Raw genomic sequence first — 12,845 nt, 5'->3', positions numbered from 1 at the left:
GAGGGCACCCGCTCAGGCGCGAATAATAAACGGCGAGCATTCTACCTGTGCTAAAGCGGAATTGACAGGTTCCATTCACCTACTGCCAGGCTACCAGTCTGCGGTGCTAAACCAGACGAGTGGAAATCATCATTAGTATGTTGTAACTAAAGTGCGCTTTTTTTTAATACTACTGCCCGTCGAGACCACGAATAGGCTTAACGGTCGACCAGGCGCGGCAGGACGGGCAATGCCAGTACATCGTAAAGGCGGTAAAACCACATTTATGGCAGCGATAGCGCGGTTTGCTGCGAATTTGCTCGCCTACCATGTCGCGCAGTACCATCAGACTCTCTTTTGCGCGCCCTTCTTCCGCTTCGTTCAGATGGTAATCCATCAATTTATGGAAAATACGCATCGTTGGGTGGCGCTGCAATTGACGCGTGACATACATCTGCGCAGGATCCTGCCCTTCGCGGTTTTCCATAATTTCCGCCAGCATCAATTCTGCTGTTGCGCCGGTGTTCTCTTCGACACAGCGCTGGAGGAACGCGGCCCACTCGTCCTGTTTGCCCAGATGCTGATAACACACCTGCAGCATTTCCAGCGTTTCGCTGACCAGTTCTTTATCCTGGTCGATGACACGCAGAAGGCTCTCTACCGCTTTGGCGTATTCCCCTTTTGCCATAAACACGCGTCCCATCATGATCGACACGCGCGGGCTATCGCGGTCGGCGGCCGCCCCTTTTTTCAACAGGGCCATCGCCTTGTCCATATCGTCATTCCCCATTTGCTGTAACGCCAGTTCACAGTAAAAATGGGCAATTTCGCCTCGCTGCTTATCTTTACCAAGCTTCACCAGCCGCTCCGCGACATCAATGGCTTTCTGCCAGTCGCTGGTCGCCTGATAAATTTGCAAGAGCTGCTGGAGCGCGCTGATACGAAAATCTGTCTCATCAACAAGTTGATTGAACATATCTTCCGCACGGTCATACATCCCTGCGGCCATGTAGTCACGGCCCAGTTGCTGAACGGCAAGCAATCGCTGGTCATAAGAGAGCGACGCGCTTTCCATCAGGGTCTGGTGAATTCGGATAGCGCGATCAACTTCGCCGCGCGAGCGGAACAGGTTTCCGAGAGTAAGATGGGCTTCGACAGTGCCGGTATCCTCTTTGAGCATGTCGAGGAACAGGTCCACCGCCTTGTCTTGTTGGTTGCTCAGAAGCAGGTTCATCCCGGCTACGTAATCACGCGATAGCCGGTTTGCTTCGTCCTGCTTAGTTTGTTGAGCATTTCTGCGCCCCATGTACCAGCCGTATGCAGCCGCAACAGGTAACAGCAGAAACAACAACTCCAACATATACGATTATTCCTTTACTACCGGCGTACCGGGATTCACAGCAGCCGTGGTAGCAGGCGCGAGTTGATGCTCAAGTCGTTTAATTTTCCGCTCCGCACGCGCCAGAGAAACGCGTACGCGCAGCCAGAACAGACCACAAATCAGCCAACCAATGACAAAACCAGCAGCAAAAAGAACAGCCAGTAATGTTGAAATGCGATATTCGCCCTGGGCGAGCAGATAATTGAAGGTCACCTGCTGATCGTTTTGTGCGCCAAGCGTGACCGAAACGACAAAAATCGCCAGCACCAATAAGAAAATGAGTAAATATTTCACATTACTTCCCGTTATGTGGTTATGAGCGAATAAGTTATGTTCAACTGACTGCATCCAGCCTTATAAACTACCATTTTAGCGTCTGGCGGGAAACGGAAATGCGTAACACCTCATACTGATTTAGGGTCTAAATGAAGAATTTCAACTTTCCTGCTCCCTTTCAGCGATTTCCTGCTTCTCTTCGACGGGTGGCGTCAGCGGTCCACACAGGCGTTGCGCAAGCCAGGTAGCTATCGTCACCAGCATCCAGGAGATGAGTGTCGCGACAACCAGATCGCGAGGCCAGTGCATGCCCAGCAGTAATCGGCTTCCCATGACACTTGCGGCCCACAGCAGCAATACGGCAATGGTCCAGGTCCGACGACGAGGCCAAAGCAAACCGACGCCAAGGAGCGCCCAACTGGCAGCAAACATGGTATGGCCTGAGGGGAATGCAAACCCCGTTTCGTTTTGCCAGTGTTTGCGTAAAAACTCAGGAATAGCCGCCTGGCTGATCAACTGTGTTTCCACGAGTTGGCTTCGCGCTTTACGTTTCAGGCTGTAAAATTCATCCGATTGAATATTATGTGTTTTTTCAAGCCAGACTACAAATGGCCTGGGTTCCTGCACCCGCTCTTTCACCCAGGATTTCACCCCCTGGCCCGCAAGGATCGCACAGCCCAGGATAACAAACAGCATGAGTGCCGCTTTTAATCGAAAACGCAGGCACCACAAAAACCAGCCGCAGAGAATCACATGGGTGATAATGCCCCAGGGTTGGGTCACGGTCTCCGTCATCCAGTACATTGCGCGCAGCCATCCACTGCTTTCCCCAGGCTGCCAGCGCCAGCCTGATATCCATACAACAACCGGCATAATTAACAGTATTCCCGCACCGACTGTCGTGCGCTTTGCAATAGAAAACATCTCTTCTCCTTTGATCTGTAGCTTCACAATCATAACTGATAAATAACATTTTCGGGAAAAGTGCCAGATTTGTGCGTTTTAACAGCAATGCGTCAGGAGGTGGTTAGTGATGTAAAGCGCATTGTGGCAAAATGACGTTATACAAAAGGCCAATCGTCTGACGGCCAGCATAAATCTGGAGAATCACATGCAGCTTAAACGCGTGGCAGAAGCCAAACTGCCAACCCCATGGGGCGATTTCCTGATGGTGGGTTTTGAAGAACTGGCAACCGGGCAGGATCATGTTGCACTTGTCTTTGGGGATATTTCCGGGCAGTTACCGGTTCTGGCACGAGTCCATTCGGAATGCCTGACGGGGGACGCCCTGTTCAGCTTACGCTGCGATTGCGGTTTCCAGCTCGAAGCGGCATTAACGCACATTGCCGAGGAAGGCCGGGGCGTGTTGCTGTACCACCGCCAGGAAGGTCGTAATATTGGCCTGCTCAACAAGATTCGCGCCTATGCGCTGCAGGATCAGGGTTACGACACCGTGGAAGCAAACCATCAGTTAGGATTTGCCGCCGACGAACGCGACTTCACCCTGTGCGCCGATATGTTCAAACTGCTGGGTGTGGATGAAGTACGTCTGCTGACCAATAACCCGCTCAAAGTCGAGATCCTCACCGAGGCCGGAATCAATATCGTTGAACGTGTGCCGCTGATTGTCGGGCGTAACCCGAAAAATGCGCACTATCTCGATACCAAAGCCGCGAAGATGGGTCATCTGCTGAGCGAATAACACTGAATATGCCGGGTAACTGTCACGCAGCCACCCGGCATAGCGGACGTTTAATGCAGCATATTGCGGATCACATAATGCAGAATGCCGTCATTCTGGTAGTAGGTCAGTTCTGTGGAGGTATCGATACGGCAGCGACAATTCACCACCTCTTGCGTACCGTCAGGGCGGGTTAACGTCACCGGAATGGTCGCACCGGGTGTAAGCTGATTCAGCCCGGCGATATCCAGTTTCTCTTCCCCGGTGAGCCCCAGCGTTTTACGCGTTGCGCCCTGCGGGAACTCCAGCGGTAAGATGCCCATCCCAATCAGGTTTGAGCGGTGGATACGTTCGAAAGACTCCGCAATGACCACCCGCACGCCCAACAGGCGCGGCCCTTTCGCCGCCCAGTCACGGCTGGAGCCGGAACCGTACTCTTTACCGGCAATGACCGCAAGCGGCGTACCCTGCTGCTGGTAGCGCATCGCGGCATCATAGATAGCGACCACTTCTTCACCCGGTAAATAACGGGTCATTCCCCCTTCCACACCGGGGACCATTTCGTTACGAATGCGAATGTTAGCAAATGTGCCGCGCATCATGACTTCATGGTTACCGCGACGCGAGCCATACGAGTTGAAATCCCGCCGCTCGACGCCGTGGCTTTGTAGATAACGACCTGCGGGGCTATCGGCTTTGATGCTACCCGCTGGTGAGATATGGTCGGTGGTGACGGAGTCGCCGAGCATCGCCAGGATGCGCGCACCGTGAATATCCTCAACCGGTTTCGGAATCGCTTCCATATCCTCAAAGAACGGAGACAGCCGAATATACGTTGAATCACCTTGCCAGTCGTAGGTGTCCGAGCTTTCCACCTGGATCGCCTTCCATTCCGCTGTCCCTTCGAAAACTTCTGCGTATTCTTTACGGAACATATCGGTGGAGACTTGCTCGACAGCGCGGGCGATATCCTGGCTGGATGGCCAGATATCTTTCAGATAGACTGGATCGCCTTTACGATCGTGACCCAGCGGATCCGTGGCCAGATTGATGTTCATATTACCCGCCAGCGCATAAGCGACCACCAGCGGCGGTGATGCCAGCCAGTTGGTTTTCACCAGAGGATGGATGCGCCCTTCGAAGTTGCGGTTGCCCGAGAGCACCGCGCCAACCGTGAGATCCCCCTGCTTGATGGCCTGCTCGATAGGTTCTGGCAGCGGCCCTGAGTTACCGATACAGGTAGTACAGCCGTACCCGACGAGGTTGAATCCCAACTCATCGAGATACGGCGTTAGTTTCGCCTGAGCGAGGTAATCGGAAACCACTTTCGAGCCTGGCGCCAGTGAGGCTTTCACCCATGGCTGACGTTTTAACCCGGCCTTGACCGCGTTTTTTGCCAGCAACCCCGCAGCCATCAGGACACTTGGATTCGACGTGTTAGTGCAAGAGGTAATCGCAGAGATCACTACCGCGCCATCAGGAAGCTCATGTTTTTCACCTTTGAACACGTACTCTACTGGCTTACGATCCTTCTGGGCGGTATTGAGTTCCAGTTCAGTACTGGCAGCAAAGGCTTTAGGCACATCTCCCAGGGCCACACGGTCCTGGGGACGTTTCGGCCCGGCCAGGCTGGCTTCAACATCATTCATGTTCAGTTCAAGCGTGCTGGTAAAGATGGGCTCGTCGCCTGGGTTACGCCACATCCCCTGCGCTTTGGCGTAAGCCTCAACGAGGCTAACCTGCTCTTCGCTACGCCCGCTAAGACGCATGTACTCAAGCGTTACGCCATCAATCGGGAAAAAGCCGCAGGTCGCGCCATACTCCGGCGCCATATTGGCGATAGTCGCCCGGTCAGCCAGAGGAAGCGAGTCCAGGCCATCACCGTAAAACTCAACGAATTTGCCCACGACACCGTGCTTGCGCAGCATCTGGGTTACGGTCAAAACGAGGTCTGTGGCGGTGATCCCTTCGCGTAATTTGCCGCTCAGTTTGAATCCCACCACATCAGGAATCAGCATGGAGACGGGCTGGCCCAGCATAGCCGCTTCCGCTTCAATCCCCCCGACACCCCATCCCAGCACGCCGAGACCGTTAATCATCGTGGTATGCGAGTCGGTTCCCACCAGGGTGTCCGGATACGCCACCCACTCTTTATCCTGTAATTCGCTCCATACCGCTTTGCCCAGATATTCCAGATTGACCTGGTGGCAAATCCCGGTTCCAGGCGGCACGACGCTAAAACGGCTGAACGCCTGCTGTCCCCAGCGCAGGAAAACATAGCGCTCGTGATTACGTTCCATTTCAAGGCGAACGTTCTCTTCAAAAGCGTCGTCATCACCAAAATGATCGACAGTGACGGAGTGGTCGATAACGAGATCAACGGGGGAAAGCGGATTCACTTTAGCGGTATCGCCACCGAGGCGTTTAACCGCCTCACGCATGGCGGCAAGGTCGACCACCGCCGGGACGCCGGTAAAGTCTTGCATCAAAACGCGGGCGGGACGGTAAGCAATTTCACGGTCGGCATGGGCTGTTTTCAGCCATCCCGCAAGGGCACGGATATCTTCTTCTGTGACAGAATCGTCATCCTGCCAGCGCAGGAGATTTTCGAGTAATACTTTTAGCGACTTGGGTAGACGCGCAATATCCCCAAGTTCCTTTGCGGCCAGCGGCAAGCTGTAGTAGTGATACGTTTTATTCTCTGCCTGCAACGTGTCCTTACTGGCTTCGCGTAGGGTAGACGACATAAGCTCCTCCTTAATAACAGGGATAGCGAAACCCTGATGCTTATCAGGGTCTGTATTAAAGATAACACAAACATGTCGTAACGTTTTTATAACAACTCAAAAGGCTAAATCTTGAGGTCAGGCGGGCAAGTGCTGGAGAGTAAAGCAAAAAACCTCGCCTGAGCGAGGTTTTTCAATTGATTAGGATAACCATATCCTGATGAGCTCTCCCCAAAACAACAGGGAAAAAGAAAACGCGCTCATCCATGACCAGTATTTTACAGAACGGCGATTATTCATCATATACACACCAAAGAATGTATTCATTGAAGCTGCGTTGAGACGCAATTTATTATTGCTGTGGTGTATTTATTTAACAGTACACAAGTACACATCAGAATCACGAGTTAATTACCTCGCTAATTCTAATGATAACAATTATTGTTTTGGCACTTCGTCTTCCGCGAAGATGTCAATAAACGCTTGCTGCTGTGGCGTCAATTTCCAGGACGCCGGAACAGTGGTTGAAGCTTGCGGTTTCACTGCTTTCGGTTTGTCATGCGGATGACACACTTGCTTCACTGGCTCAGAGCGACCTGTCACAGCCATTTTAACCCCAGAATTTCCAGATAATTAACGCTACCACTACCCAAAAGGCGGCTGAACCCAGAAATACCGCCAGCCACGCTTTACGCTTGAGCTGCGGGTCCCTTTGCGGTTCTTCGCTTCCTGATGGCATTGCTAACCTCGTACAATCGACATCACTTATCATTTTAGGCACCAACAATCGGTACAATTAATCATGGATGAGATAAATCCTAAAGAAACTTTAGTCGAAAAGCTAGTGAATTTACGCATCCTGTTCAAAGAATATTTAATCTTTTGACCGCAAATAAATTATTGAAGTGAAAAATTTGCGAAGGGGCAATTTAGTTTCTATGTTTGTCGCAAATTTATGACAGATTATGTAACAGGAGGGAAAATCAATCAGGCAAAAGTAGCAGATTGAAATAAGAGGATGATAACAATAATTCGACTTAGGGAAGGTTAAGGGGCTCCTTTTGCTATAAAAGGCTACCCCGCTATCATTATTTTTCCGGAAGTTTAATGTCCTTAAACATCGCCTCAATATCTTCGTTCGAACGTAACGCCACGGCGGCATCAACCACATCACGCGTCAGGTGTGGCGCAAAGCGCTGAATGAAATCATACATGTAGCTGCGCAAGAACGTGCTGCGACGAAAACCGATCTTGGTCGTACTGTGGCTGAAAATTTCCTGCGCATCCAGTTTAACCAGGTCCGGGTCGGAAATCGGGTCGACGGCCATACTGGCAATGACCCCTACCCCAAGCCCCAGACGCACATAGGTTTTGATAACGTCCGCATCGGTCGCCGTAAAGACAATACGTGGCGACAGCCCTGCACGGTTGAAGGCGGTATCCAGCTCAGAACGCCCGGTGAAACCAAAGGTGTATGTCACCAGAGGATATTGCGCCAGCTCCTCAATCGACACCGACGGCTTACCTGCCAGAGGATGATCCGGGGTAACCACGATCGAGCGATTCCAGTGGTAGCACGGAAGCATCACCAGGTCGTCATAGAGATGCAGTGCTTCGGTAGCGATAGCAAAATCCGCATTACCTTTGGAGACAGCTTCCGCAATTTGCGTTGGCGATCCCTGATGCATGTGTAACGAGACCCGGGGATAACGTTCGATAAATCCCTTAATCACGTTGGGTAATGCATAACGCGCCTGCGTATGGGTGGTCGCAACATAGAGCGAGCCTTTATCCGGCCAGGTATGTTCCCCCGCCACCGATTTAATGGCGTCAACTTTAGAGAGAACTTCGCGGGCAATACGGATGATTTCCTGTCCGGCTGGCGTTACCTGCGTGAGGTGTTTACCGCTGCGGGCAAAGATCTGTATCCCCAGTTCATCTTCAAGCATGCGAACTTGCTTACTGATGCCTGGCTGAGAGGTATAAAGACCTTCTGCCGTTGAGGAGACGTTGAGATTATGGTTCACCACTTCAACGATATAGCGAAGCTGCTGTAATTTCATGAAAGACCATCCAAATTCGCGCAAACGGGCAATCGCTTAAGACGATTTCATAATAAAAAAGAATTTAACTATAACCACTATATCATTTATATCTTCTATGTATAGATTCGAACAAAAAATAATAACCATGTTATAAAAAAAAGGGCCGGATAACCGGCCCTCAATTTAACCTATTAATCTTACAGCGTTATTTTTTGGCTTCCGCCCATTTCCCATCAACGTAAAACGCCGACCAGTTTGTCGCTTTGCCGTCTTTTTCCGACGCAACATATTGCTGTTTCGTTTTACGACTAAAACGGACAATGGTCTTATTCCCTTCCGGATCCTGTTGCGGCGCATCCGCCAGATAACGCAGTTTTTCCGGCAAACGGTCGCGGAAGCGATATAACTCTTCCACTAACGGTGCACGCGTTTCGCGCGATTTCGGGAAGGTGTTAGCCGCAAGGAAAACCCCGGCTGCGCCGTCACGCAGAACGAAATACGCGTCCGATTTTTCGCACGGCAGTTCCGGCAACGGAACCGGATCTTCTTTCGGTGGCGCGACTTCGCCATTACGCAGGATCTTACGCGTGTTTTTGCAGTCGTCGTTGGTACAGGCCATGTACTTACCGAAACGCCCCATTTTCAGGTGCATTTCAGAGCCACATTTTTCACACTCAACCACCGGACCGTCATAACCTTTGATGCGGAACTCGCCCTCTTCGATTTCATAACCGTCACAGGTCGGGTTATTACCGCAAACATGTAGTTTACGTTTCGGATCGATCAGGTAGCTGTCCATCGCCGTACCGCACTTAGTACAACGGCGTTTGGCGCGCAACGCATTGGTTTCCGCGTCGTCGCCTTCCAGCACGTTCAATACTTCGTTTTCCGGCACCAGGTTAATGGTGGTTTTGCAGCGCTCTTTTGGTGAAAGTGCATAACCGGAGCAACCGAGGAACACCCCGGTACTGGCGGTACGGATCCCCATCTTACGACCGCAAGTCGGGCAATCAATGCTGGTAAGCACCATCTGATTCGGGCGCATGCCGCCTTCATCCGGATCTCTTTCCGCCTGGTAAAGTTGACGGGAGAAATCGCCGAAGAAACTGTCAAGAACCTTCTTCCATTCTGCTTCGTGGTTTGCCACCTGGTCGAGACGGTCTTCCATCTGCGCGGTGAAATCATAATTCATCAACTCACGGAAGTTCTCTTCCAGACGGTCGGTAACAATTTCACCCATTTTTTCCGCATAGAAGCGACGGTTTTCCACGCGCACATAGCCACGGTCCTGAATGGTCGAAATGATCGACGCATACGTTGACGGACGGCCAATACCACGTTTTTCCAGCTCTTTAACCAGTGACGCTTCACTAAAGCGCGCAGGCGGTTTGGTGAAGTGCTGAGCAGGTGTCAGATCAATAAGCGACAGGACATCACCCGTGTTTACCGCTGGCAGCGTACGGTCTTCATCACCTTTACGCAGCGCTGGCATCACCTTCGTCCAGCCATCGAAACGCAAAATGCGGCCGCGTGCTTTCAGGCGATAATCACCCGCGCCCACGGTAATAGTGGTGGAGTCGTATTGCGCTGGCGTCATCTGACAGGCGACAAACTGGCGCCAGATCAGTTGATACAGTTTCTGCGCATCAGTTTCCATATCTTTAAGAGCGTCAGCCTCAACCCCAACATCGGAGGGACGAATCGCTTCGTGCGCTTCCTGGGAGTTCTCTTTGCTGGCGTACTGGTTGGCATTTTCCGGCAGGTATTTTTTGCCGTACTTATCACCAATAAAGGTACGCACCATGCTAACCGCATCCTGACTCAGGTTGGTGGAGTCAGTACGCATATAAGTGATGTAACCCGCTTCGTACAGACGCTGGGCCATCATCATGGTTTTCTTCACGCCGAAGCCAAGACGGGTACTTGCCGCCTGCTGCAGTGTGGAAGTAATAAACGGTGCGCCCGGCTTGCTGCTGGTCGGCTTGTCTTCGCGCTCAAGCACCGTATAACGGGCTTTTTCGAGCAGGCTAACTGCCGCCATCGTTTGTTCGCGGTTAACCGGACGGAAAGGTTTATCCCCTTCGTGCGTCACCTGAAGTGGCAGAGAATCGCCACCCGGCGTTGCGGCATTAGCGTCAACTTCCCAGTACTCTTCCGGAACGAAGGCTTTAATTTCACGTTCACGCTCAACTACCAGACGCACAGCAACCGACTGTACTCGGCCAGCGGACAGGCCACGGGCGATCTTCTTCCACAACAGTGGAGAAACCATGTAACCCACCACGCGGTCCATAAAGCGCCGCGCCTGCTGGGCATTCACACGATCAATGTTCAACTCGCCCGGCTTTTCGAACGCCTGGCGAATCGCATTTTTGGTGATTTCGTTAAACACCACGCGGCTATAGCGCGTTTCATCGCCACCGATCACTTCCCGCAGGTGCCAGGCAATGGCTTCCCCTTCGCGGTCAAGGTCGGTTGCGAGATAGATATGGTCGGCTTTTTCAGCGAGCGATTTCAGCTCAGAAACCACCTTCTCTTTTCCGGGCAGCACTTCATAGTGCGCATCCCAGTTGTGCCATGGGTCAATGCCCATGCGATTGACGAGAGCGCCGCGTTCATCCTTTTTAGGCTTCTTAGCCGTTTTGGTGGAGGCAGAGTCAGCGCTCTTTTTAGGTGCTGAGCCACTGGTCGGCAAATCGCGGATATGACCTACGCTGGATTTCACCACGTAGTCATTACCCAGATACTTATTGATCGTTTTGGCTTTTGCCGGGGACTCAACGATGACGAGAGCTTTACCCATATTCACCTTTACCTAATAAAATTCTTCCAGGAATACGTCGCACATTGATTCACCTTCCGCTGGCGACGAGCCAATGATATTGCGGTGGCGACAATGGATATCAACCCTTTTCTTGACCATAAGCGAAAGTAATCGCTAGCAGATGATTGAGTTAACAGGCTTTTTCGCTAGTTTATGATACAGCACGACGATTTTATGGTCGAATGTCAAGCAAATCTGTTGCCAGATTGACGAAAGGGTCACACTGTACCTGATAAAATTTGTTACGCAACTTTATTAGCATGCAAATTCGAATCACGCCAGCACTACCGTAACGGGAAACCCCTTGCCTGCGCAGGGAAAATTTGCCCCTGGGCCGCGTGGGGCGTAAACTTGTTAAATTTTTAAGGAGGGGCGAAATGGAGCCGACTAAGCAACCTATCGATCGTCAGTCTCTGCTTGAGCTGGCAAACCAACTTATCCGCGATCATGAAGATACACTGTCCGGTATTGAAGCAACCGGCGTAAGCCAGCGCAACGGGGTGCTGGTGTTCAGCGGCGAGTATTTTCTGGATGAACAGGGGCTACCGACCGGGAAAAGCACTGCGGTGTTCAATATGTTCAAATATCTGGCGCATGAACTGTCTGAAAAATACCATCTGATCGATTAAACAAAAACGCGAGGCCATGGCCTCGCGTTTTTGTTTGTACTCGCCTTACATCAGCGGTTTCTGTCCGCGCTGCCACCAGCGCATCAGCAACCGGTCTGCGCTTTCTGCAGCACTTCCGGTAAAGCGGTCGATAAACTTTTTGCGCTGCTGATAGCGCAAGCCAATGACCTCATGGCTCTCAAACAGCCCCAGCAGCAATTCATCGCTGGTACCAACTGCATCGACCAGTCCTTTTTCCAGTGCCTGTGAACCATACCAGTGCTCGCCGGTCGCTACCTGTTCTATATCCAGTTGCGGGCGCATCTGATGCACAAAGCCTTTGAACAGATCATGCGTTTCATTGAGGCTCTCGCGGAATTTCTGCCTTCCCTCTTCGGTGTTTTCACCCAACAGAGTCAGCGTGCGTTTGAACTGCCCGGCGGTATGCAGTTCGATATCAATCTCTTTACCTTTCAGGAAGCGGTTGAAGTTGGGGATCTGCGCCACAACGCCAATCGATCCAATAATAGAAAACGGCGCCGCAACAATTTTATCCGCCACGCAGGCCATCATATAACCGCCGCTGGCGGCGACTTTATCAACCGCGACGGTGAGCGGAACCTGCTTATCGCGCAGACGCTGCAACTGCGACGCAGCCAGCCCGTAACCATGAACAACGCCGCCGGGACTTTCCAGACGGAGAACCACCTGATCTTCTGGCTTCACCAGCGTCAACACCGCGGTTACCTCTTCGCGCAGCGCGCCCACTTCATGGGCATCCATGCTGCCTTTAAAGTCCAGCACCCAGGCGCGAGGTTTGCCCGCTGAGGCCATGTCGCCAGATTTTGCTTTGGTCTTTGCCGCTTTTGCATCCTGTTTGGCTTTTTTCTTTTGGGCTTTATGCCACAGCTTTTGCTGCTGGCTGTCCAGCAACGCCACAGCCATCTCTTCCTGCATTTCCTTATAGTCTTCGCTCATGCGGGTAATACGTAATTCTCCCCGCTGACGTTTGCGCTGTGTCAGATTAACAATAAGAATTGCGACCACCGCAATCGCGACCACAACAGTCGCAATTTTGGCTAAAAACAAACCATATTCAGACAGTAATTCCACGCATTCCACCTTGGTTCAGCCACTTAACAATCGCATTCAGTGTACATGAGCCTTTCTGACGAGTCTCGCATTGCCACCCTTTCGGATATTCAGTCGACCAGTTTCAGCACATTCCGCTATACATTATCCCAACGCACGGGAGACTCTCTGCCAGACTGATTGAAATCGCTTTCTGTTTCAGGCATAAAGCCAACACGATTTAAAAACGGGTT

12 protein-coding genes are annotated in these 12,845 nt (G+C 51.7%); 2 read left to right on the top strand and 10 right to left on the bottom strand.

All coding sequences use genetic code 11. From position 1 onward, the window contains the following. Positions 1 to 169: 169 nt before the first annotated feature. From lapB to pgpB, 3 genes are all read right to left on the bottom strand, one after another. Complete coding sequence (gene lapB / locus IP582_RS11780) at positions 170 to 1,339, bottom strand: lipopolysaccharide assembly protein LapB (RefSeq protein WP_193796061.1); 1,170 nt, start codon at positions 1,337 to 1,339, stop codon at positions 170 to 172. Between the two features lie 6 nt (positions 1,340 to 1,345). Beyond that, complete coding sequence (locus tag IP582_RS11775) at positions 1,346 to 1,654, bottom strand: LapA family protein (protein WP_039076935.1); 309 nt, start codon at positions 1,652 to 1,654, stop codon at positions 1,346 to 1,348. Positions 1,655 to 1,795: 141 nt separating this feature from the next. Further along, positions 1,796 to 2,560: a phosphatidylglycerophosphatase B gene (gene pgpB, locus IP582_RS11770; protein ID WP_193796060.1), complete on the bottom strand. Its 765-nt coding sequence runs from the start codon at positions 2,558 to 2,560 to the stop codon at positions 1,796 to 1,798. A gap of 187 nt (positions 2,561 to 2,747) precedes the next feature. Here pgpB and ribA point away from each other — a divergent pair, with 187 nt between their 5' ends. Further along, positions 2,748 to 3,338, top strand: coding sequence for a GTP cyclohydrolase II (gene ribA, locus IP582_RS11765; RefSeq protein WP_039076933.1), 591 nt, complete (start codon positions 2,748 to 2,750; stop codon positions 3,336 to 3,338). Between the two features lie 50 nt (positions 3,339 to 3,388). On the opposite strand, the gene acnA is transcribed toward ribA, so the two are convergent. From acnA to topA, 6 genes are all read right to left on the bottom strand, one after another. Continuing rightward, the gene (gene acnA, locus IP582_RS11760; RefSeq protein WP_193796059.1) at positions 3,389 to 6,064 is read right to left on the bottom strand and encodes an aconitate hydratase AcnA; all 2,676 of its coding nucleotides are present in this window, start codon (positions 6,062 to 6,064) and stop codon (positions 3,389 to 3,391) included. 180 nt (positions 6,065 to 6,244) lie between these two features. Further along, positions 6,245 to 6,343: a small membrane protein YmiC gene (ymiC, locus tag IP582_RS25340; RefSeq protein WP_334312449.1), complete on the bottom strand. Its 99-nt coding sequence runs from the start codon at positions 6,341 to 6,343 to the stop codon at positions 6,245 to 6,247. 138 nt (positions 6,344 to 6,481) lie between these two features. Next, entirely contained in the window at positions 6,482 to 6,652 is a 171-nt protein-coding gene (locus IP582_RS11755; protein ID WP_193796058.1) for a hypothetical protein, read from the bottom strand. Between the two features lies 1 nt (position 6,653). Continuing rightward, entirely contained in the window at positions 6,654 to 6,815 is a 162-nt protein-coding gene (locus IP582_RS11750) for a YmiA family putative membrane protein (protein ID WP_193796057.1), read from the bottom strand. Positions 6,816 to 7,131: 316 nt separating this feature from the next. Further along, a complete protein-coding gene (gene cysB, locus IP582_RS11745) occupies positions 7,132 to 8,106 on the bottom strand; it encodes an HTH-type transcriptional regulator CysB (protein WP_039076931.1) in 975 nt (324 codons plus the stop codon). A gap of 187 nt (positions 8,107 to 8,293) precedes the next feature. Then, positions 8,294 to 10,891 carry a type I DNA topoisomerase gene (gene topA / locus IP582_RS11740; protein WP_193796056.1) on the bottom strand — a complete coding sequence of 866 codons (2,598 nt, stop codon included), beginning with the start codon at positions 10,889 to 10,891 and terminating at the stop codon, positions 8,294 to 8,296. 398 nt (positions 10,892 to 11,289) lie between these two features. On the opposite strand from topA, the gene IP582_RS11735 reads away from it, so the two are divergent. Further along, entirely contained in the window at positions 11,290 to 11,541 is a 252-nt protein-coding gene (locus tag IP582_RS11735; protein ID WP_039076929.1) for a YciN family protein, read from the top strand. Between the two features lie 45 nt (positions 11,542 to 11,586). On the opposite strand, the gene sohB is transcribed toward IP582_RS11735, so the two are convergent. Further along, positions 11,587 to 12,633: a protease SohB gene (sohB, locus tag IP582_RS11730; RefSeq protein ID WP_193796055.1), complete on the bottom strand. Its 1,047-nt coding sequence runs from the start codon at positions 12,631 to 12,633 to the stop codon at positions 11,587 to 11,589. Positions 12,634 to 12,845: the final 212 nt, after the last annotated feature.

It is taken from the genome of Citrobacter sp. BDA59-3, assembly GCF_015167655.1.
Lineage (GTDB): Bacteria > Pseudomonadota > Gammaproteobacteria > Enterobacterales > Enterobacteriaceae > Phytobacter > Phytobacter diazotrophicus.
Note: the sequence above shows the minus strand (reverse complement) of the source record. Positions and strands in the feature narration are given on the sequence as shown.

Excerpts from the sequence above, each read along its gene's own strand:
- topA (WP_193796056.1), bottom strand. The coding sequence starts at position 10,891 with ATGGGTAAAGCTCTCGTCATCGTTGAGTCCCCGGCAAAAGCCAAAACG.
- acnA (WP_193796059.1), bottom strand. The coding sequence starts at position 6,064 with ATGTCGTCTACCCTACGCGAAGCCAGTAAGGACACGTTGCAGGCAGAG.
- ymiC (WP_334312449.1), bottom strand. The coding sequence starts at position 6,343 with ATGAATAATCGCCGTTCTGTAAAATACTGGTCATGGATGAGCGCGTTT.
- IP582_RS11755 (WP_193796058.1), bottom strand. The coding sequence starts at position 6,652 with ATGGCTGTGACAGGTCGCTCTGAGCCAGTGAAGCAAGTGTGTCATCCG.
- ribA (WP_039076933.1), top strand. The coding sequence starts at position 2,748 with ATGCAGCTTAAACGCGTGGCAGAAGCCAAACTGCCAACCCCATGGGGC.
- pgpB (WP_193796060.1), bottom strand. The coding sequence starts at position 2,560 with ATGTTTTCTATTGCAAAGCGCACGACAGTCGGTGCGGGAATACTGTTA.
- lapB (WP_193796061.1), bottom strand. The coding sequence starts at position 1,339 with ATGTTGGAGTTGTTGTTTCTGCTGTTACCTGTTGCGGCTGCATACGGC.
- IP582_RS11735 (WP_039076929.1), top strand. The coding sequence starts at position 11,290 with ATGGAGCCGACTAAGCAACCTATCGATCGTCAGTCTCTGCTTGAGCTG.
- cysB (WP_039076931.1), bottom strand. The coding sequence starts at position 8,106 with ATGAAATTACAGCAGCTTCGCTATATCGTTGAAGTGGTGAACCATAAT.
- IP582_RS11750 (WP_193796057.1), bottom strand. The coding sequence starts at position 6,815 with ATGATAAGTGATGTCGATTGTACGAGGTTAGCAATGCCATCAGGAAGC.